The sequence below is a fragment of the Actinokineospora xionganensis genome (assembly GCF_014323725.1).
GTDB classification, from domain to species: Bacteria; Actinomycetota; Actinomycetes; order Mycobacteriales; family Pseudonocardiaceae; genus Actinokineospora; species Actinokineospora xionganensis.
This window is the reverse complement of sequence record NZ_JABVED010000015.1, coordinates 146,507-166,315: the sequence shown is the minus strand read 5'-3', so window position 1 is coordinate 166,315 and position 19,809 is coordinate 146,507. Positions and strand designations below refer to the sequence as shown.

General features: G+C 69.9%; 23 protein-coding genes and 1 tRNA gene. 4 read left to right on the top strand and 20 right to left on the bottom strand.

The window, feature by feature from the left end:
• Nucleotides 1-11: 11 nt before the first annotated feature.
• The gene (locus GPZ80_RS24515) at nucleotides 12-968 is read left to right on the top strand and encodes an LPXTG cell wall anchor domain-containing protein (RefSeq protein WP_187223428.1); all 957 of its coding nucleotides are present in this window, start codon (nucleotides 12-14) and stop codon (nucleotides 966-968) included.
• A gap of 60 nt (nucleotides 969-1,028) precedes the next feature.
• On the opposite strand, the gene GPZ80_RS24510 is transcribed toward GPZ80_RS24515, so the two are convergent.
• The 16 genes from GPZ80_RS24510 to GPZ80_RS24435 all read right to left on the bottom strand — a co-directional run bounded on the left by GPZ80_RS24510 (nucleotide 1,029) and on the right by GPZ80_RS24435 (nucleotide 14,400).
• Entirely contained in the window at nucleotides 1,029-1,841 is an 813-nt protein-coding gene (locus GPZ80_RS24510; RefSeq protein WP_222719785.1) for an alpha/beta fold hydrolase, read from the bottom strand.
• A gap of 11 nt (nucleotides 1,842-1,852) precedes the next feature.
• Nucleotides 1,853-2,875 (bottom strand): PDR/VanB family oxidoreductase, encoded by a 1,023-nt coding sequence (locus GPZ80_RS24505; RefSeq protein WP_187223427.1) that lies wholly within the window; start codon nucleotides 2,873-2,875, stop codon nucleotides 1,853-1,855.
• Complete coding sequence (locus GPZ80_RS24500) at nucleotides 2,875-3,726, bottom strand: metal-dependent hydrolase (protein WP_246477418.1); 852 nt, start codon at nucleotides 3,724-3,726, stop codon at nucleotides 2,875-2,877. The genes GPZ80_RS24505 and GPZ80_RS24500 overlap by 1 nt, the downstream gene beginning before the upstream one ends.
• A complete protein-coding gene (locus GPZ80_RS24495; protein ID WP_187223425.1) occupies nucleotides 3,726-5,510 on the bottom strand; it encodes an SDR family oxidoreductase in 1,785 nt (594 codons plus the stop codon). The genes GPZ80_RS24500 and GPZ80_RS24495 overlap by 1 nt, the downstream gene beginning before the upstream one ends.
• Nucleotides 5,511-5,628: 118 nt before the next feature.
• On the bottom strand, nucleotides 5,629-6,381 hold the full coding sequence (locus GPZ80_RS24490; protein ID WP_187223424.1) for a MerR family transcriptional regulator: 753 nt from the start codon (nucleotides 6,379-6,381) through the stop codon (nucleotides 5,629-5,631).
• A 184-nt stretch (nucleotides 6,382-6,565) separates the two neighbouring features.
• Nucleotides 6,566-6,642 (bottom strand) — tRNA-Leu (locus tag GPZ80_RS24485).
• An 89-nt stretch (nucleotides 6,643-6,731) separates the two neighbouring features.
• On the bottom strand, nucleotides 6,732-8,057 hold the full coding sequence (locus GPZ80_RS24480; RefSeq protein ID WP_187223423.1) for an NAD(P)/FAD-dependent oxidoreductase: 1,326 nt from the start codon (nucleotides 8,055-8,057) through the stop codon (nucleotides 6,732-6,734).
• Nucleotides 8,058-8,122: 65 nt separating this feature from the next.
• Nucleotides 8,123-8,659, bottom strand: coding sequence for a hypothetical protein (locus GPZ80_RS24475; RefSeq protein WP_187223422.1), 537 nt, complete (start codon nucleotides 8,657-8,659; stop codon nucleotides 8,123-8,125).
• Nucleotides 8,656-9,993, bottom strand: a complete 1,338-nt coding sequence (locus tag GPZ80_RS24470) for a DUF58 domain-containing protein (protein ID WP_187223421.1) — start codon at nucleotides 9,991-9,993, stop codon at nucleotides 8,656-8,658. Before GPZ80_RS24470 ends, GPZ80_RS24475 begins: the two co-directional genes overlap by 4 nt.
• A complete protein-coding gene (locus tag GPZ80_RS24465) occupies nucleotides 9,990-10,943 on the bottom strand; it encodes an AAA family ATPase (RefSeq protein WP_187223420.1) in 954 nt (317 codons plus the stop codon). The genes GPZ80_RS24470 and GPZ80_RS24465 overlap by 4 nt, the downstream gene beginning before the upstream one ends.
• Complete coding sequence (locus GPZ80_RS24460) at nucleotides 10,940-11,392, bottom strand: hypothetical protein (RefSeq protein WP_187223419.1); 453 nt, start codon at nucleotides 11,390-11,392, stop codon at nucleotides 10,940-10,942. The genes GPZ80_RS24465 and GPZ80_RS24460 overlap by 4 nt, the downstream gene beginning before the upstream one ends.
• A 121-nt stretch (nucleotides 11,393-11,513) precedes the next feature.
• The gene (locus tag GPZ80_RS24455; RefSeq protein ID WP_187223418.1) at nucleotides 11,514-12,179 is read right to left on the bottom strand and encodes a DUF4129 domain-containing protein; all 666 of its coding nucleotides are present in this window, start codon (nucleotides 12,177-12,179) and stop codon (nucleotides 11,514-11,516) included.
• Nucleotides 12,180-12,417: 238 nt separating this feature from the next.
• A complete protein-coding gene (locus GPZ80_RS24450; RefSeq protein ID WP_187223417.1) occupies nucleotides 12,418-12,951 on the bottom strand; it encodes an HAD domain-containing protein in 534 nt (177 codons plus the stop codon).
• Nucleotides 12,948-13,343 (bottom strand): type II toxin-antitoxin system VapC family toxin, encoded by a 396-nt coding sequence (locus GPZ80_RS24445; protein WP_187223416.1) that lies wholly within the window; start codon nucleotides 13,341-13,343, stop codon nucleotides 12,948-12,950. The genes GPZ80_RS24450 and GPZ80_RS24445 overlap by 4 nt, the downstream gene beginning before the upstream one ends.
• Nucleotides 13,340-13,627 (bottom strand): FitA-like ribbon-helix-helix domain-containing protein, encoded by a 288-nt coding sequence (locus tag GPZ80_RS24440; RefSeq protein WP_187223415.1) that lies wholly within the window; start codon nucleotides 13,625-13,627, stop codon nucleotides 13,340-13,342. Before GPZ80_RS24440 ends, GPZ80_RS24445 begins: the two co-directional genes overlap by 4 nt.
• A gap of 32 nt (nucleotides 13,628-13,659) precedes the next feature.
• Nucleotides 13,660-14,400 (bottom strand): uracil-DNA glycosylase, encoded by a 741-nt coding sequence (locus GPZ80_RS24435; protein WP_187223414.1) that lies wholly within the window; start codon nucleotides 14,398-14,400, stop codon nucleotides 13,660-13,662.
• Here GPZ80_RS24435 and GPZ80_RS24430 point away from each other — a divergent pair.
• A complete protein-coding gene (locus GPZ80_RS24430; RefSeq protein WP_187223413.1) occupies nucleotides 14,394-15,860 on the top strand; it encodes a S10 family peptidase in 1,467 nt (488 codons plus the stop codon). The genes GPZ80_RS24435 and GPZ80_RS24430 overlap by 7 nt on opposite strands.
• 17 nt (nucleotides 15,861-15,877) lie before the next feature.
• Here GPZ80_RS24430 and GPZ80_RS24425 read toward each other — a convergent pair whose 3' ends face one another.
• From GPZ80_RS24425 to GPZ80_RS24410, 4 genes are all read right to left on the bottom strand, one after another.
• A complete protein-coding gene (locus tag GPZ80_RS24425; protein WP_187223412.1) occupies nucleotides 15,878-16,540 on the bottom strand; it encodes a DUF5753 domain-containing protein in 663 nt (220 codons plus the stop codon).
• A 72-nt stretch (nucleotides 16,541-16,612) separates the two neighbouring features.
• The gene (locus GPZ80_RS33805; protein WP_312880545.1) at nucleotides 16,613-17,608 is read right to left on the bottom strand and encodes an asparaginase; all 996 of its coding nucleotides are present in this window, start codon (nucleotides 17,606-17,608) and stop codon (nucleotides 16,613-16,615) included.
• On the bottom strand, nucleotides 17,601-18,431 hold the full coding sequence (locus GPZ80_RS24415) for a helix-turn-helix domain-containing protein (protein WP_187223411.1): 831 nt from the start codon (nucleotides 18,429-18,431) through the stop codon (nucleotides 17,601-17,603). The genes GPZ80_RS33805 and GPZ80_RS24415 overlap by 8 nt, the downstream gene beginning before the upstream one ends.
• Entirely contained in the window at nucleotides 18,418-18,951 is a 534-nt protein-coding gene (locus GPZ80_RS24410) for a DUF6879 family protein (protein WP_376771712.1), read from the bottom strand. Before GPZ80_RS24410 ends, GPZ80_RS24415 begins: the two co-directional genes overlap by 14 nt.
• 360 nt (nucleotides 18,952-19,311) lie before the next feature.
• On the opposite strand from GPZ80_RS24410, the gene GPZ80_RS34090 reads away from it, so the two are divergent.
• Together GPZ80_RS34090 and GPZ80_RS24400 are read left to right on the top strand one after the other, a co-directional pair.
• A complete protein-coding gene (locus GPZ80_RS34090) occupies nucleotides 19,312-19,551 on the top strand; it encodes an HC3 family zinc finger protein (protein ID WP_187223409.1) in 240 nt (79 codons plus the stop codon).
• The gene (locus GPZ80_RS24400; RefSeq protein ID WP_187223408.1) at nucleotides 19,548-19,763 is read left to right on the top strand and encodes a hypothetical protein; all 216 of its coding nucleotides are present in this window, start codon (nucleotides 19,548-19,550) and stop codon (nucleotides 19,761-19,763) included. The genes GPZ80_RS34090 and GPZ80_RS24400 overlap by 4 nt, the downstream gene beginning before the upstream one ends.
• The last annotated feature ends 46 nt before the right edge of the window (nucleotides 19,764-19,809 follow it).

The window sequence follows — 19,809 nt, the reverse complement described above, 5'->3', positions numbered from 1 at the left end:
TGGAGCCATCCGTGCGTCGTACTCGTATGCTCGCTTTCGCCTGCGGCCTGGCAGGCACCGCCACGCTGGCCGCCGCGCTCGCCGCCCCCGCGGCGTTCGCCGCGGAGAGCCAGACCGGCAGCGCCTTCGCGGTCTCCGTCAACGCCAAGCTGCTCAACTCGCTCGCCGTCAACGTCGGCCCGCTGCCGAAGGCCACTTACCCGGCCGGGCAGGACAAGTCGGTCGTCAAGATCGATGGCAACAAGATCCTTCCCGGCGCCGGGCACGCCAAACTGCTCAACGCGGCGTCCGAGCTCAAGGCCGGTGTCCTCACCAGCTCCGCGAGCATCGCCGATGTCGACATCCTCGGCCTGGTCAAGGCCAAGCTCGTCACCTCCACCTGTGTCTCCGACGGCAAGACCGTCACCGGCGACTCGAAGCTCGTCGACGTGTGGGTGCACGGCCAGAAGATCGACGTGGCGCTGACCGGCAAGATCTCGGTGACCGACGCGATCACCGTCCACATCAACGAGAAAGTCGCCGCCGGCAACACCCTCACCGTGAACGCGCTGCGGGTCAGCGTCGGCGGCGATGTCGCGGGCATCAAGCTTGGCGACGTCGCTCAGGCCGAGGTGATCCTGTCGCAGGCCAAGTGCACCGGTCCCGGCACGGTCGTGACCGAGCCCGGCACCGGCGGCCCCGGCACCGAGCCCAGCACGCCGCCGTCGTCCACCCCGGGCGGCAGCAGCACCGCGACGCCGAACCCGACCTCCTCGTCGGCCGCGTGGCCGCCCGCCTCCACCACGCCCACCTCGGCCTCGGCCGTCCCGGGCGACGGCAACGGTGTCACGCCGGTCGCCAACACCGACAACCTCGCGCAGACCGGCGTGAACGCCGTGATCCCGCTGGCGATCGGCGGATTCGTCCTCGTCGCCGGTGGCGCGGGCGCCGTGTGGATGGTCCGCCGCAAGCGCGGCATGCAGGTCTGATAGACCGCTGAACACGAGGGGCCCCAGGCGCGAACGCCTGGGGCCCCTCGTGTCGCGCGATCAGGCGGCGGCGTCCACCGCGGCCGCGCGGCAGGTCTCCAGGATGAGTTGGGCGACCCGGTGGGGGTCATCGCTCATCGGTACATGGCCGCAGCCCACCAACGACACGTGCTGCGCCGCGGGCAGCAGTTCGGCGGCGCGCTTGGCCTGGCGTGGCCACAGGACGCGGTCACGCGATCCCCACGCCACCGTGACCGGGACGGCGGGCGGGGGCGAGTTGAAGACGTAGTCCGAGGCACCGCTGTTGATCACCGCGTCGAAGCCCTCACACGCCACCATCGCGGCCATGTCGGCGAGCATCACCTCCGCGGTGATCGCCGACGGACGGCCGAACAGGATGCTGCCGCCGAGGATGCGCACGGCCTTGCGCTGGAACAGCTTGTCCCGCAGCGATTGCGGCGCGCGGCCGGAGGCACGCAGCGCGCTGAGGACGCGGACGGCCCATGCCCGGTCCCGCGGTGTCCAGAAGCCCGCGGGGGCGAACGCGGTCACCGAGCGGGCGAGGCCGCGGGAGGCGATCTCCAGCGACAGCATGCCGCCGAGGGAGTTGCCCGCCAGGTGCGGCTTGGGCACGCCGAGGTCATTGAACACCTCGGTGAGCATGTCGATGGCGCCGTCGACGTTGTAGAACACGCCCGACGGCAGCGGGGATGCCCCGAAGCCGGGCAGGTCGAGCGCGATCACGTCGTGCCGCTCGGCGAGCCGGTCGAGGACGGGTTCCCAAGCCTGCCAACGATGTCCGATGCCGTGCAGGAGGACCACCGGGTCGCCTTGGCCGCGCCGCTCGTAACTGACCTCGATCTTCGGAGCCATCACGCTTCCTCTCACACGTCCAGGACGAGGCGGTCGCCCGCCGCCCGGGAGACACACACCAGCATCGAGCCGTCGGCCACCGCACCGCCGTGGTGCTCGACCTCGCCGTCGATCACGCGGACCCGACATGTTCCACAAAAGCCTTGCCTGCACGAATAAGCCGCCCCCGGCCGGACGCGGCGCAGCGCCTCCAGCGCGGACTCGTCGGCGGCGACCGGCACCACCGGACCCTCCGCGCCGAGTTGCAGCTCGAACGGCTTCCCGCCGACGACGGGCGGCGGGGAGAACCGCTCGAAGTGCAACGGGCCAGTCCACTCGCGACGGACGGCGTCGATCATCGACGTCGGGCCGCAGCAGTACAGCGACGCCCCGCTCGGCGCGTCGGCGAGCAGCTCGGCGATGTCGGGAACACCATCGTCGGGCACCACGCGCACCCGGTCCGTCGTGGGGAGTGCGGAAAGCTCGTCCAGGAACGGCATCGATTCCAGTGTCCGTCCGGTGTAGACCAGCCGCCAGTCGACGCCGCGGCGCGCGCACATGCGCACCATGGGCAGGATCGGCGTGATCCCGATGCCACCCGCGACGAACAGGTACGGACCGCGGTCGACGAACGGGAAGGCGTTGCGCGGCCCGCGAACCGTGAGCGTGCTGCCTTCGGCGACCGCGTGCATCTCCGCCGATCCGGCGCCCACGAGCCGGACCGCGATCCGGTACACCGTCGGGTCGGCGGGGTCGCCGCACAGCGAGTACTGCCTGCGGGTGCCCGACGGCAGCGTCACGTCGAGATGGCTGCCCGGCCGCCAGCGCGGCAACAGGTTGCCGGTCGGATCGGTGAGCCACAGCGACACCACGCCGTCGGCTTCGGCCACTACCGACCGCACGACCAGCGTCAGGTCACGGTCGACCGGCCGGACGTCGGGCTGGCGGCGCGCGCTGCGCTCACTGAGCCGCTGGTACCCGGCGACCACCGGCGCGAGCGCGCTGAACAGGCGGTCGGCTCGGGGACGGCCGTAGAGATCGGGAGGCGGCTGCATCAGCTGGCCGCCTTCGCCGCCGGGGACTGTGCCAGGTATGCGACGGCCTGGTCGGTCGATCCCTCATCGCGCGGGTGGTAGCCGCGCGGCAGGTAGCGCCAGATCGCGGGCAGCAGTTCGCTCAGGCGGGGCAACAGGCCGATACGGGCGGCACGGAAGTAGTCGCGCCAGCGGGCGCGGCCCGGCTTGAGCGGGTCGTTGGCCATGAGCCAGCGCGCCGAGCGCACGAACAGCCAGCCCAGCACCGGTGCGACGACGATCATCGTGCGGATGCGGCGCAGGTAGCGGCCGTCGAGGTGCATGTACAGGTCGAAGGCGACGGCGCGGTGCTCGACTTCCTCGGCGCCATGCCAGCGCAGCAGGTCGAGCATGGTCGGGTCGGCGCCCGCCTTGTCCAGCGGCGCGGAGTTCAGGATCCACTGGCCCAGTACGGCGGTGAAGTGCTCGATCGCGGCGATCACGGAAAGCCGCTCCAGCAGCCACTGGTGTTTGGCCGCACCGGTCAGGTCGCGGTCGCCCAGCAGTTTGCGGAACAGCCACTCGATCTGGGCGACGAACGGTGTCGGATCGAGGCCTTGGGCGGCGAGGTGGTCCGCCGCGCCCTGGTGGGCCTCGGCGTGCATGGCCTCCTGGCCGATGAAGCCGGTGACCTGCTCGCGCAGCTCGTCGTCGGTGATCAGCGGCAGCGCCTCGCGGAACACCTCGACGAACCAGCGCTCGCCCTCGGGCAGCACGATGTGCAGGGTGTTGATGGTGTGGCTGGTCAGCGGTTCGCCTGGCACCCAGTGCAGCGGGACCGACGCCCAGTCGAAGCGCACGTTCCTGGGGTGCAGGACCAGGTTCTCGTCCATCAGCGCGTCACATCCCATCGGGCGGCGGCCCGCATGAGGCCGGGGGTGAACCGGGAGCCGAACCGGGCGATCTTGGCTTCGGGGGTCACCGGGACCACCGCGGCGCCGCGGCGGACGGCGTCGACGATGTCGTCGGCGACCTTCTCGGGGCCGAACCCGCGGCGGGCGTAGGCCTTGGTGGCCTTCTGCCGCAGCCGCTGCTGCTCGATGTCGTCGGCGCCGGTGAACTTGGTCGTGTTGGTGATGTCCGTCGCCACGATGCCGGGACAGATCGCGCTGACTCCGATGCCGTTGTCGGCCAGTTCGGCGCGCACGCAGTCGGAAAGCATCAGCACGGCGGCCTTGCTCGTCGCGTACGCGGACATGGTGCGGCTGGGCGTGTAGGCGGCGGCCGACGCGAGGTTGACGATGTGCCCGCCCTCTCCGTGTTCGGCCATCATCGCGCCGAAAATCTGGCAGCCGTGGACCACGCCGAGCAGGTTGACGTCGAGGACTCGCCGCCAGTCTGCGGTGGTGGTGTCGAGGAACGCCCCGGCCATTCCGATGCCCGCGTTGTTGACCACGATGTCGGGCACGCCGTGCTCGGCGGCCACGTCGTCGGCGAAGCGGCGCATCGCGTCCTCGTCGGCTACGTCGACCTGGTACGGGTACGCGGCGGGGCCGATCGACGCGGCGGTCTGGCGGGCGGCGTCGAGGTCGAGGTCGGCGACGACCACTTCGGCGCCGAGGTGGGCGAACGCCCGGGCGGTGGCCTGCCCGATGCCGCGGCCCGCGCCGGTGACCACGACGAGCTGGTTGGTGAACTCCTGGTCGGCCGAGCCGCCCTTGGCCCGCTGCAGGCTCCGGGTCATCGGCAGGCCCTGAACGTGGTCGACGAACTCCTCGACCATCCGGGCGACCGCCTCGGGATGCGACACCGGCGCCCAGTGCCCGGCGACGAGCTCACGACGCCACAGCTTGTCGATCCACTGCTCGACGCCCTGGGCCAGTCCCGCCGACACGTAGTTGTCGCGGGTGGGGATGATGATCTGCACCGGCATGTCGGCGGTGCGCCTGCGCGGCGAGCGGAGCCGGTTGAAGATGTTGAGCCGGTAGAGCTGGACCCCGCGGGCCGCGTCGGCGCCGATGGTCGGGACCGGGTGGCCAGGCACGTGCCGGATGCCTTCGACCTTCTCCAGCAGCTTGGCCCAGTTCGGTCCGATGACCGTGCGCCACATGAGCTCGGGCAGCACCGGGATCTGGTGCAGGTACACGTACCAGGAGTGGGTCAGCTGGGCGGCGAGCTCACGCAGGTGCGCGGGCGTGGGCTTGCGCAGGCGCTGCCGGATCCAGTGCCCGACGTGGTCCATGCTCGGCCCGGAGATCGAGGTGTAGGACTTGATCCGGTGCGACACGGCATGGTCGGTCACCGGCTCCCAGCACTGGATGGAGCCCCAGTCGTGGGCGACGAGGTGCACCGGCTCGCGGGGGCTGACCGCGTCGGCGACGGCGATGACGTCGTCGGAGAGCAGCTCGGCGCGGTAGCCGGAGCGGTCGCGCGGGGCGGTCGAGTCACCCGCGCCGCGCACGTCGTAGCGCACGACGTGGAAGTTCTCGGCCAGCAGGTCGGCGACGCCGTCCCAGAGCCGGTGGGTGTCGGGGAAGCCGTGGACCAGCAGGATCGTCGGATCCGTGGGATCGCCCTGCTCGAAGACGGCCAGGTCGACCTCACCGGTGCGGACGGTTCGACGACGGACCACGAGCTGCGAGGCTTCCTCCGGGAACCGGAGCGGAACGCTGGTCATGGGCGACTCCCGGCGTCTTCACCGCCTAAGGCAACGCCTCAAGCCGGTTTCTGGGACATTAAGTAACAATGACGAACGTTACAACCGCCATTGGTAGCTTGCAAGAGCAAGCAGCCCCTTACTCCCCGCGTTCGGTCCGTACCCGTTCCGCCATCGCGATCAATCGATCCCCCATGACCTGCGGAATCATCCGTCTAGCAGACCGATCGACGGCCGCGGACAGGGCCGACATGACCAGTGGATGCAGGCGGGAAATGACGTCGGCGAAGTGCGGCAGCTCGTCGCCACTGGGCAGCCAGTCGTCGCCCTTGGGGTCGAGAACGTACTTCCGCACGAGTCCGACGAGCATCGCCGTGACCCGGTCGGTCTCCTGCTGCAGCTCCGCGGCCAGTGTCAGCGCCTCGGACAGCGGGACGTCCAGTTTGACCAGCTCATGACCGGCGTCGAGGAGCTTGGGACTCGGGGCGACGAAGTGCGCTCCGCGCCGTTCGAGCACACCCAGGTCGAGCGCGCGGCGGATGTTCGCCGGAGTCAACTGGGTGCCGAACATCCGCACCAGCTCGTTCATCGGGATCACTGCGGGCTGCTCCTGCGACCACGCCGCGCCCGTCGCCTGCTCGAGTCCGAGCACGTCAGCCAGGCTGTGCCCGGACTGCCAGGCGTCGAGCATCTCCTTGATCTGGGCGAACGCGTAGCCGCGGTCGAGCATGTTGAGGATCAGCCGGAGCCGGGAGAGGTGGGCGTCGCCATAGATCGCCGTGCGCCCCCGCCGGATCGGCGGTGCCAGCAGCTCCCGGTCCTGGTAGACGCGCACGTTGCGAACCGAGGTGCCTGCCGCCCTCGCCAGGTCATCGATCCGATACTCGGCCACACGAAGAGCTTAGTCGCCCGATGATCGATCCACTGTGGACGTGTCGGGTGTCCGCCAAACGGTCGATCTTGTTCGAAAAGGACCAACAGCTCAGGACGGCTGAAGATCCACGCCAGTGACGCGCACAGTCCATAAACGACAGTCACCCGACGCCCATAGTGGTCGCCGGGTGACTGAACGTACTTGGTGCCCCCGACCGGATTCGAACCGGCACTACACCCCTTTTAAGGGGGCTGCCTCTGCCTGTTGGGCTACGGGGGCAGCCGCAGCCTAAGGCGCGATAACACAGCTCGGGAACGGTTTCTCTGAGTTCCGCCCGGCTGGCCCAGTCTCTTTGGGCCGTTTGCCGGTCAGCCGCGGGAAACCCTTGCGAACTCGGCCTTCGGATCGTTGATTTGACCCATCGAGATGACCTCGCGCCGGAAGAGTCCGCCAGTTAACCAGTCCAAAGTGATCCGGACTTTCCGGTTGAACGTCGGCATCGCCTTGACGTGGTAGAGCCGGTGCATCGCCCAGGCGACGAAACCCTTGGCCTTGATGTTGAACACGTCGCCGACGCCCTTGTGCAGGCCGAGGCTGGCGACCGAGCCGATGTTCTTGTGGAAGTACTCCTTCGGCTCACCGCCGCGCAGCGCCTTGATGATGTTCTTGGCCAGCAGACGGGCCTGGCGGACCGCGTGCTGGGCGTTCGGCGGGCAGATCGCGGTCGGGTCTTCCTGGGTGCGCGACAGGTCCGGGATGGCGGCGTTGTCGCCCGCCGTCCAGGCGTCGGCCAGCCCCTCGACGCGCATCGCGGCCGTGGCGCGGAGCCTGCCCTGCTTGGTCAGCGGCAGGTCGGAGGAGGCCAGGACCGGGTTCGACTTGACGCCCGCGGTCCACACGATGGTGTCGCTCTCGAACTCGGTGCCGTCCGACAGCACGACCCGGCCGCCCTCGAAGGACTTGGCCAGCGTCGAGAGGTAGACCTCGATGCCGCGCTTCTCCAGCTGCATGACGGTGTAGACGCCGAGGCTCTCACGAACCTCCGGCAGCACCCGGCCCGACGCCTCGACCAGCACGAACCGCAGGTCGTCCGGCTCGATGTTGCGGTAGTACTGGGTGGCGAAGCGGGCCATGTCCTCGAGTTCGCCGAGCGCCTCGATGCCCGCGAAGCCGCCGCCGACGAAGGTGAAGGTCAGCAGGCGCTTGCGCAGCTCGGGGTCGAGCGTGCTGTCGGCCTCGTCGAGCTTGGTCATGACGTGGTTGCGCAGGTAGATGGCCTCACCGATGGTCTTGAACGAGATGCCGTGCTCCACCAGGCCCGGGATCGGCAGCAGCCGGGCCACCGAGCCCAGCGCGACGACGAGGACGTCGTAGCCGAGTTCCTCGATGTGGCCGTCGGCGGCCTCGATCGTCACGGCCTTGCGGGCGTGCTCGATCTTGGTGGCGCGGGCGGTGATGACGTGGCAGCGCTTGAGTGCGCGGCGCAGCGGCACGACGACGTGGCGCGGCTCGATAGCGCCGGCCGCCGCCTCGGGGAGGAACGGCTGGTAGGTCATGTGCGGCTGCGGGTCGATCACCGTCACGGACGCCTCACCGGAACGGAGCCGCCGCTGCAGCCCCAGCGCGGTGTACAACCCGACATATCCGCCACCCAGGATGAGGATTCGGGTCGGCTCCGATTTTCCGTTCGCCATGGCTCAATAGTCGCACTGGAATCCGTCCTGCGCGCGCCGCCCCCGCGGTGATGTGACCGGGGTCGCTAGGCCATTTCCGCAGGGTGTGACTCATCTCGCGATGGCGGACGGGACCGGTCCAGAACAATCACGGCGAGTGCCATGCCCGCAATCGAGAGTAATGCGGCGACTTCCAAGATCGGCGGAGTCCGACCCGCGGGAACAATCATCGCAATGAGAACGATCATCGTTACGGATAGCTGGGTGACGGCGAAACGGCGTAACGGCGAACGGAATGCCGCCGGCGCAATCCGCGCGCCCTTCGGAAGCACCGCGGTGATCGCGCAGCACAGGTGGAGCAGGTGCACGAGCGGGATCAGGACCAGCACCCCGAGACCGAACGCGCCCGTGCCCGAGCTGGTCAGCACCGCCGCGGCGAGGCCGATCAGCAGCAGCGGCGCGGGCGAGGCCGGGACGAGTACACAAGCGACGCTCAGCAGACCCGCCACCGCGACGGTGAAGGTCCCGGCGCCGTGCAGGGCGAGGTCCACACCGATGGCGAGACAGACCAGCGCGGTGACCGTGCGGAGCCTGCTCGCGGGGACGCCGCCGTCGATGATCACCGCCGCCGCCTGACCCGACGCAGCGTGGCGGCCACGGCACCGCACGGCACCACGGCGACACCGCGCGCCTTCAGCGCGGCGAGCCGGGCCCGGTGCTCGCCGACCAGCACCTGGCGCACGACCTCGCCCCAAGGCGACTCCGGGTCGGCGACCAGCCGCGGAGGAAGCATGTCGACGGCGATCACCAGCTCCCCGCGCCGCGCCGCGAGCGCAACGCAGTCGGCGATGGCGTCGTCCAGAAACGGCGACAGGACGAGCACGACGGCCCCCGAGGGCATTTGCCGGGCCCGTAACACCGGTTTGGGCGCCCAGCCCGCCGCACGCGAGCACGCGACGAGCTGGTGGCGGATGCGCAGCAGCTGGCGATGGCCCGCTGCGGGCGCGATGCCGAGCTGCGGCCTGCCCAGGTCGATCAGGCCGACCCGGTCGCCCTGGCGCAGGTAGCCCGCGGCGAGCGCGGTGACCGCCCGGACGGAGGCGTCGAGGGTGCCGCCCGCGCGCACCGCGTTGTCCTCGCTGTCGGACCAGCGGGCAAGTTCCGGCACCACGTCCACCCGGGAGTCGATGGCGAGCATCAGCTCCGCGTCGGCCTCGGCGTGCCGCTCCCGCACGTGCAGCGTCCCCGGGCCGAGCACGTCACCGGTCGCCGCGCCCGCGCGCAGCGTGACCCGCCAGTCGACCCGGCGGACCCGGTCGCCGGGCTGGAACGGGCGCACGGCGCGCAGTTCGGTGCCGTCGCCCGGCCTGGCCGACCGGTGTGCGCCGACGAGCCCGGCGACGCGCGGCGGCAGCGGACCCGGCGGCAGCGGGACGACCGGGGGCAGCACGGTGCGCCTGCTCTCCCGGCCGGTGACCGGGCCGGAGATCAGCAGCGCGTCACGGCCAGCGACCAGGTGGTCCGGTCGCAGGTCGACGCCCTCACCCCAGGCGTTCCAACGCAGTCGGACGCGAACGGACCCGGCCGAGCCGGGCACGAGGTGGACCGGCCCGATGCCCTCGCCGTCAGGGAGCGGCAACCGCACGGCGAGGAACTCCACGGCGGGATCGGCGGGAAAGGCGATGGTCTGCAGGCCGTCGTCGCCCGCCTCGACCGTCCTCGGCAGTCTGGCGACCGTCGGGACCGGAACCGCCCCCACCGGAACCGTCAGCGCCAGGACCGTGCTGACCAGCAGCGGCGCGCCGAGGAAGACCAGCTCGACCCGGTGCAGGACGACCCCGCAGGCGACCAGGCCCAGCCCGCCGACCGTGCCGCGCACCAGCGCGTCGGTGCCGCGCCAGCCCCGACTGCCCGCGGCCCGCCTAGCCCGCGACCAGCCGAGCACCCGCTCACTCACCGGGTGCTCGCCGGACCGGGGACGGCGCCGAGCAGTTCGGTCACGACGGCGATCCCGGTGACCCCGCTGCTCCAGGTCTCGGGCCGCAGCGTGAGCCGGTGCGCGAGTGCGGCGACGGCGCAGTCCTTGACGTCCTCGGGCACCACGTAGTCGCGGCCGTCGATCACCGCCAACGCGCGGGCAACCAGCAGCAGCGCCTGTGACCCCCGCGGCGAGGCGCCCACCTCGACGGCGGAATGCGCGCGGGTCGCGCGGGCGAGGTCGACGCAGTAGCCGATGACGTCGTCGTCCACGTCGACCCGCTCGACCCCGGCCTGCACGTCGAGCAGCGTGGCGGCGTCGATCACCTGCGCGGTCTCGATGTCCTCGGTGCGCCGGTTCAGCCTGCGGCGCAACACTTCCACCTCCTCCTCCGGCGGCGGGTAGCCGACGTCGAGACGGAGCAGGAACCGGTCGAGCTGGGCCTCGGGCAGCGGATAGGTGCCTTCGTACTCGATGGGGTTCGCGGTGGCGATCACGTGGAACGGCCGGGTCAGCGGGAAAGTGCGGCCCTCGACGGTGACCTGGCGTTCCTGCATGGCTTCCAGGAGGGCGGACTGGGTCTTGGGCGGGGTCCGGTTGATCTCGTCGGCGAGGAGCAGGCCGGTGAACACCGGGCCGGCGCGGAAGGCGAACTCGCGCTCGGCGGGGTCGAAGAGGAAGGACCCGGTGACGTCGGCGGGCTGCAGGTCCGGGGTGCACTGCAGACGGGCGAAGTCGAGGCCGAGCGCGCGGGCGAGACCGCGGGCGAGCAGCGTCTTGCCCAGCCCCGGAACGTCCTCGATCAGGACGTGTCCGCCTGCGAGCACGGCGGCGAGGGCGAGCCGGACCGTGCGCTCGCGGCCGACGACGACCTCGGCCAGGGCGGCCGTGACAGCGGCGGCAACGGACTCCACAGTGGACTGTTTCACGGCTTCTCCAGTCGGGCGAGCAACTCGGCGGCCCGGTGCGGGGGCGGCAGTTCGGCGTGCGGGGAGGAGATCAGCTCCGCCAGGTCGGGGCCGAGGAAGTCCGCGGCCTCGGTGCCGGACAGCCCGCGCTCCCGCACCGCGGCCTCCGCCAGGGCCCGCAGCCTTGGCTGGACCCGGGAGACGAACCGGACCTGGTCGACGGCGGCTTCCGCGAGCCTGCCCGCCAGGTTCGCCGCCTGCAGGTCGGTGGCCGAGCCCGCCGGATCGGGCACCGCCCTCCACAGTGGATCGAGCGGGCCCGCGTAGCGGGTGGCCAGCAAGGTGACGGCCCCGCCCGCGACGCCCAGACAGGCGGACCAGAAGAGGGGGATGTTGCCGGGCCAGACCCCCAGGGCGGAGACGAGAACGGTCACGAGGACGGCGAGAGACCAACTCCGGACGGGACTCACGACCGCACCTCAGTCTCACTCGGCGGCCGATTCCCGCCCACCACCCGCCCGCACACGATCTTCCGCGAAGCCACGAACCCACAGCGGGACTCACGACCGCATCCACGCCGACGCGCACGACTCATGAGCGCACCCCGCTCTCGATCCGCCGCAGCGCCTCGGAAGCGGCGGCGGCGTCGGCCTCGGTGACCAGTCCGGGCGGGCCGAACCGCGCCCGGTGGTACAGCCGACGCAGATCGATGACCGCGGTCGCGTCGAGGTCCTGCTCGGCGACCACCCGGGCGGTGAACTCAGTCGGCGTCTCGTGCGCCGCGCGGCGACGTGCGGCGGCGTTCTCCAACACCAGCCAGGCCGCCACGATCGCGTCGGCGGGCGGCCCACCGGCCCGCCTGCTCAGCTCGACCCGGGCCGCGCGGGCGGCTTCCACCAGGTCGGACGGAGTTCCACCCGAGGGCAGTTCCGCCCGCCGCGGCTCGTCCGGTTCGAACCGGGCGAACCGGGCGCGGCGACGTCGCAGGCCTGCCAGCATGGCCAGCGCGCCCGCGACGAAGACCAGCAGCATCACGGCCGCGAGCAGCAGGAACACACCCGCGGTGATCCCGCCGAGCAGGTCGAGGAGGAAGTTGCGCTCCCCCGGTTCCGTCCGCGGCGCCACAGCGCTGTCGGGTGGCTCGATCACCGTCCCCAACGGCGCACCGCGCGGAACCGCCGACTCCCCGCGCGCGGCGGCGACCGCGAGCAGAAGCATCGCGGCCACCACCAGCAAGACCGGGAGGCGGTCCCTCATGAACCGAGCATGCCGCACGCGGACTATGGGCGCGATCACATTCGGGTAATGCTGACCTCCACCTCCAGCACGCGCACCCGGATGTCACGCCCGGGCAGCAGTTTGCACAGGACGTAGGGATGCCAAAGGATCAGGAGAAGAACGATAAGCGCCGTCGACACAGGACTTCCTCAGCCCGCCTGGGAACACCGACCCCCCGCGCGGCGGGATAGCGCACCAGCGAGAGTACCGGTGTCGATCACTCGGGCGTACCGACATTCGAGTGCCCGTCAAGCCACGCCTCGACCGCGGCCAAGTCCCCCATGGTCAGCCCGACGCGAGGATCGATTCGCCACAACTCGGTCGGCACCCCCACCCGCCTGCCGAGGAACTCGTCCCGCACGGCGGGGTAGAGATCGAAGTCGTCGTCCAGCCACACCAGCGGCCTACCCGCCGCGAACCGCTCCACGGCGGGGAACTTCCACCGCCCACCGGCGTCGTCGAGTTCGACCACGCGGAGCACGGGAAGCCCGATGACCGGCCCGATGACGGTGTTGGCCCGATGCCCCCACGTCGTCGCCCAGGCGAGCTGCGCACCAGTGCGCTCGGCCAGCCCCAGCAAAGCCGGACCAAGCGCCGGGTTGAGCCAGAGCCGAAGCACCTTGCGCTTATTCCACCGCGACAACCGGATCTGATGCTCGACGAACCCGGCCCGCGTCTCCGCGGTCCCGGCGAACGGATTCAGCGGCCCGTCGACGTCAAGCAGGATCAGCGGTCTCGCACCCGTGATCACGACACCAGTTCGACGCGACAGAACGTTGTGGCAGTGCGCGCGAGGCGACCGTCGGAGGTCACCAAGGTGAGACCACGCGCCTCGGCGAGCGCGACATAGGCGGCGTCATAACCGCTGACGCCTGCCCGGAGCTGCCACATCCGCGGCAGAAGGTCGTCGAGCGGCACGGTGTCGATGCCGAGCTGCGGAAGCCGCTCGACGACCCGGAGGCCTTGTGCCTCAGTGATTTTGCGCCCCAACGTGAGTCCTCGGATCACCGAGAAGACCTCGGCCTTCCAGTGCTCGGGCGCGGACCATTCGGTATCCCGGGCCAGCACCGCCCGCGCCTTGCGACCGCGGTCGTCCGCGTACACCAACATGTTCGCCAAGACGGAGGCGTCCACCACGATCACGCGGCGCCGCCGGTCTTACGCACATCGGAACCCGGCCTGTCGTCGCGGTCTGCCCGTGCACGCTCCACGAGGTCCGCGGCATCGGGCGCGTCCTCGCCCGCACCGCCGTCCGTCGCGAGGTCGCGTTCGATCTCGGCGAGGAGCTGCCGGTTGCGACTGAAGTCCGCCTGCCGCTTGAGCATGCTCAACAGGAAAGACTGCAGCGACTGCCCGCGTTCCCGCGCGTCCTGAGCCAAGGCGTTCTTCACGTCGTCTGGAACATCTCGAATCGTCAGCACCGCCATGCCTGCATTTTGCAGTCACAACGCCTCTGATGTCAATGCACGCCCTTTGCCTCGGCCAGGACGGCCTCCACCATCGCCGGTGTCAGCCTGCCGGTGAACGTGTTCTGCTGGCTCACGTGGTAGCAGCCGAACAGCTGCAAGTCCGGACCTCCGTCCAGCGCCGCCAGCGAGTACCGCGCGCCGTGCCCGAACACCGGTCGAGGCACCGGCACCATCCAGTACCGGCTCAGCACCGGCAGCACCGCCTGCCAACCGAACGCGCCCAGCACCACCACGGCGCGCAGGGTCGGCCGCAGCAAAACCAGCTCCTGCTCCAGCCACGGCCTGCAGTTATCCCGCTCCTGCGGGGTCGGCTTGTTGGCGGGCGGCGCGCACTTCACCGGAGCCGTGATGCGAACCCCGAACAGTTCCAGCCCGTCGCCGATATGGGTGGAGGTGGGCTGCGACGCCAACCCCACCGCGTGCATGGCGGCGTACAGGACGTCGCCGGAGCGGTCGCCGGTGAACATTCGGCCCGTTCGGTTCGCGCCATGGGCGGCGGGGGCCAGGCCGACGATGGCGATCGACGCGTCCGGGGGGCCGAAGCCGGGAACCGGGCGGCCCCAATACTCCTGGTCGCGGAAGGCGGCTCGTTTGACGTGGGCGACCTCCTCGCGCCACGCGACCAGGCGGGGGCAGGCGCGGCAGCCGGTGACGGCGCGGTCGAGTTCCTCCAGAGTCACCGGATACCCCCAAGTGAATAACCGGTAAGCCGTAGGGTCGGCCCATGGCATCCCAGGACGCACCCGTCGACAGGCCGGACCCGGAGCCCGTCGACGATCTGGTCACGACGTCGCACACGCTGACAGTACGCAAGCGCGAGCTGGCCTACACCGCCACGACCGGCAGACTGGTGCTGCGCCAGGAGGTGATGACCGACGGAACCTTCGACGGCCACCTCCCCAAGGCCGAGGTCTTCGTGACCGCCTACACCCTCGACGGCGCCGACCCGGCCACCCGCCCGGTCACCTTCGCCTTCAACGGCGGCCCCGGCTCGTCGAGCATCTGGCTGCACCTGGGTGTGCTCGGCCCGCGGCGGGTCGTCGCGGGCGACGCGGGCGCGCTGGCCGCGCCGCCGTATGGGCTGGTCGACAACCCGGAAACCCTGTTGGCGCACAGCGATCTCGTCTTCATCGACCCCGTGTCCACCGGCTACTCGCGCGCGATCAAGGGCGAGAAGCCGGGCGACCACCACGGCTTCCAGGGCGACCTGGAGTCCGTCGGCGAGGTCATCCGGCTCTGGACGACCCGCAACGGCCGGTGGACTTCGCCGAAGTTCCTCGCGGGCGAGTCCTACGGCACCACCCGCGCGGGCGGCCTCGCGCACCACCTGCACACCCGCCACGGCATGTACCTCAACGGCCTGATCCTGATCTCGTCGGTGCTCGACTTCTCCACCCTGATCTTCGCCGAGGGCAACGACCTTCCTTACCCGCTCTACCTGCCGACCTACGCCGCCATCGCGCACCACCACGGCCTACATGGCGACCGCGCCCTGGACGAGGTGCTCGCCGAGGCCGAGGAGTTCGCCTCCCGCGACTACCCCTGGGCGCTCAGCCAAGGCTCCCGTCTGTCCACTGAGGACCGCGCGACCATCGTGGCGACGGTGGCCCGGCTGTCGGGGCTGTCCGAGGAGTACGTCGACCGCGTCGACCTGCGCATCGAGCACACCCGCTTCTTCGCCGAACTCCTGCGCCACCGCAAGCAGACCGTCGGCAGGCTCGACGGCCGCTTCACCGGCTGGGACGGCGACTACGGCCGCGAGAAGCTCAGCGAGGACCCGTCGATGTCGGCGATCATGGGCGCCTACACCGCGGGCATCAACCACTACCTGCACGCCGAATTGGGCTACCACAAGGACTTGCCGTACGAGGTGCTGAGCCTGCCGGTCAACCGCGACTGGTCGTTCAAGGAGTTCGAGAACGCCCACGTCACCGTCACCGACAAACTCTCCGCGGTGATGCGCGCCAACCCACACCTCAAACTCCACGTCGCCTCCGGCTACACCGACGGCGCCACACCGTATTTCGCGACCGACCACACGCTGGCGCACTTGGCCCTGCCCGACGAACTGCGCGACAACATCGAAGTCGTCTACTACCCGGCCGGACACATGATGTACATCCACGAACCATCCAGGCTTGAGCAGTCGAAAGACCTGGCGAAGTTCGTGAAGCGGGCCTCGAATCGCTAGTTGGCGGGTCGCCTGCGTCAGCGACCCGCGCGGCGCAGCAGGGCGCGGGCCGCGTCGCCACTGAGGGCGGATCGCCAGAGGGCGGCGGTGATTCGTTCGTACAGGGCGACGTCGTGCGGGTCGGTGATGGTGACCTCGGTGTGGTTGACGTCCACGACCACCTGGTCGTCGAACATGCTGTAGCCGTGCTCGGTGATCGTCGGCAACTCGGCGTTCAGCGGGATGATTCCCAACCGGACCCGGCGCAGGCAGAGCAGCGCGGTGAGGCGGGCGGACTGCGCGCGCCTGATCCGCGGCGGGCACGGCGGATAGCGCAGCGCGGACTCGCCGAGGAGGATCTCGACCGTCTTCGCCGGGTCGTAGAGGACGGCTTGGCGGCGGATCCGGTCGGTGAGGACCGACTCCGGGTCGGCCCACCCGCCGTCGGTCAGACCCGCCAGGTGCCGCGAGTAGTCCGCGGCCCGGGCGAGGACGGGGACCAGCGAGAAGTCGACCACCACGATCCGGGCGGCCGCACGCTCCAGATCGGCGTTGTGCCGCTGCCACTGCGGCCGGGATTCGTCGGCCAGGCGTTCGCGGACCGCCGCCGAGCGGCCCGGGCGGACCGGGGCGGCGCAGAATCGATCGCGCCAGGATCGGCGGACCCGGGGCGGCGGGGTGGCCTCGTGCTGTCCGGTCATCACGCCACCTCATTCGGGCCGCCCGATGATGCAGGTGATCCCATTTAGCGCGCTTGATCAAGCAAGCGCAACTCAGACGCAGGCGAAGGCGTCCCGGATGCTCGCCAGGCTCGCGCCGCGGGAGAGCAGATGGCGCAGGAGAATGCGGGCCTTCAGCGGGTCGAGGAACCCGGCCGGGATCAGGCCCCGCCCCAGCAGGTCGGACTCCGACCCGGGGAACGCGTAGGTCTCGGTGAGCACCGGGCCCGAGCCCGTGCGGGACGCGAGCACGACCGGGATCCGCGCGGCCACCAGGCCAAGCCGGTCGACGACCCCGCTGGGCACATGCCCCACCCCGAACGCCGCGACCACCAGCCCGTCCGCCCGGTCAGCGACGGCGTCGAGCACCGTGCCGTCGTCGCCGAGGGTCATGGTCACGAGGGCGACGGTCGGCTGCCCCGCCGGACCGTCCACCTGGGCCGGTAGCCACCGGACCGGGCGGTTCAGGATCCGGGCGTCGCCCTCGACCACGTAGCCGAGCGCGCCGCCGTTGGGCGACTGGAAAGTGCCGCCGCTGGTCGAGTGCGTCTTGCGGACCCGACAGGCGGCATGGATCTCGTCGGCGAACACGACCAGCGCGCCGAGGTCGCGGGCCGGTGGACTGGCCGCCGTCCGGATCGCGGCGAGCAGGTTCGCGGGACCGTCCGCGCCCGCCAGGGTCGGGTTGCGCATCGCCCCGGTGACCACGACCGGCTCCGCCCGGGTGTGCACGAGGTCGAGGAAGTACGCCGTCTCCTCGATCGTGTCGGTGCCCTGGCTGATCACCACCCCGTCCGCGCCACCGTCGAGCCGCCGCTCGACCTCGGCGGCGAGCGCGTCGAGGTCGTCGAACGACAGGGACGCGCCCGGAACCCGCCGGAAGTCCTCCACCTCGACGTCGATCCCGGACTCCGCGAGCCCCGGCACCGCCGCGACGAGTTGCTCGACCGAGAGCGTGGGCACCACCCCGCCGCCCGAGTCCGCCGTCATGGCGATGGTGCCGCCCAGGCCGAATACGACCACCTTCGGCGCGTGGTTTGAGTCAGGCACGATAGCCCTTCCTCAGCATCGCGCGTGCCTCGTCGCCTTCGAGCGCTATCCGCCACAGATCTGCGGTGATCCGTTCGTAGAGTTCGACATCATCGACATCGGTGATCCTGAGCTCCGTGTGATTGATCTCGACGGTGACCTCATCGTCGAGGATGGCATAGCCGTGCATGGTGATGGTCGGAAGCTCGGTATCCAGCGGAACGATGCCAAGACGGACATGCCGAAGGTCGAGGAGCCCGAGCAGTCGATCCACCTGGGCGCGCATGATCGGCGCCGGGCAGATCGGATATCGCAGGGCTGATTCGCCGACGAGGATCTCGACGGTCTTTGTCGAGTCGTAGAGCACGGCTTGCCGTCGAATCCGCTCAGCCACCGCCGCTTCGGTATCACTCGGTGTCTCGTGCAAGCGGGCTGCCATTACGAACAGGTGGCGGGCGTAGTCGGCAGCTTGCGCGAGACCCGGGACAACGAAGAACTCGACCGACACCAGACGAGTCGCCTCTTGTTCCGCCTCAGCCTCACGGCGCTGGCGGTCGGCGTGGCCCTCGCGAAGTTGTCGGCGCCAGCGGTCCCGGGCAAGCCTGATCTCACGCAGCTCGTCGCGCACCGAGTCGGCCTCGGACTCGGACACTTTCACGGCGCGAAGCCATTCGGCGACATCCGCGTCCGAAGGAAGAGTCCGACCGTTCTCGATCCGGCTCACCTTCGACGCCTGCCAGCCGATGTGTTCGGCGAAGTCCTTGCCAGTGCCGAAACCCGAGCTTGATCGGAACTGTCGAAGGCGGTCAGCGAATTCGAGCTGCCGCTTCTCAGCACTCACCATGCGCTGGATCGTAGAGGTGGTGGCTGGTGGCGACCGCCCAGGCGCGATCACGATAGGTCCGATAGAGCGCGAGAGTGTCCGAGTCGTCAGCGACATCAATCGCCACCATCTCGCCGAGCCTGTCGAATCGCAGGACCGCGACGCGCTGGTCGTCAATGAGATAGAAGTCGTCAGCCGGCATCTCCAGCCGCCTGCAGTCCGATTCACTCAGCCACCGCACGTCCTCGCCGATACGAACGTTCCTGGCCGTAGTCGTATAGATCCACCGTTGGTATTCGGTGGGCGGCTCGTGCACCATGCGAACCCGCTCGAACGCGATATCCGCGGCCCGCAAGCCCCTGATGTACGCCTCCCAGGCTTGGTCCGCTTGGGACTCCGGGAGGGTGCGACCATCCCGCCACGCCCGTAACTCGGATTCGTCCACGGCGTAGCGTCGCTGACACTCCCAACGCCAACACGAGCGACGGACCGCGGCGAACAGCTGTCCCAGCTCACCTGGCGCGAGGTGTTGTCCAGTCACACGCCACTCTTCGGCGCGAAGTTCAACAGTGCCACCGGGGTCTCTACGGCGGTCTCATGATCTGGCATGCCTCTCGCCCTGAGAGTCGCCAGGGCTTCCGGGTCAGTGACCTTGGTTCCCTGGACGACGTAGGTCCCTCGGTCCGTGGCGTAGAGCTCCGGACAGCCGCCGTTCTTGGAGGTCGACCCCAGATGGGACGGTTTCACGGCCACTCCTTCGTGCAATCTGCAGAATTCGCGCTTTCGACGCTACCAACATCCTGCTGGTAGCGACCATAGCCACCTCTGACATTAGATCGAACGGGTGATCGGTAGTGAGATTCTATGGATTCTACGTCAGGCTCGTGTCGAGGAGGTGCCCATGCGTCCATACCAATGGCAGGGGGCAGCCGGAGAACTTCACGCCATCCCCAACGCGGGCGACGCCCTGCTTCCGCCACTCCCTGGAGCGACGTACCAGACGGTGTGCGGGCTTACCGTAGAGCTGCCCACAGAAGACTTTCGCCGTGATGTTCGCCGTGGGATGTGCCGCGCATGCAACTCCGGATGGATCGCGCAGGAGAGTGCGACTCGTGCCTCGTCCGGCAGGAGTCGCAGATGATCACGACTCCCGAACAGGCCGACTTGGCCGCCAATCTGGTCGCGCCGGCGCGCAAGATGGACCCCATTCCGGCACGCCTGCGTCATCATGCGAGTGGACTCGTGGTCGGTTGGGCATCAGCCGACCAAGCCGACGCGTTGGCTGAGGTGCTCGAAGAGACAGCACGTCAGGTGCGCCTACATCGGCCAACGCCTGTTCTGCATGCCCGATAAGACAACGATGGCCCCCTCCAACCGGAGGGGGCCATCGTCGGTCAAA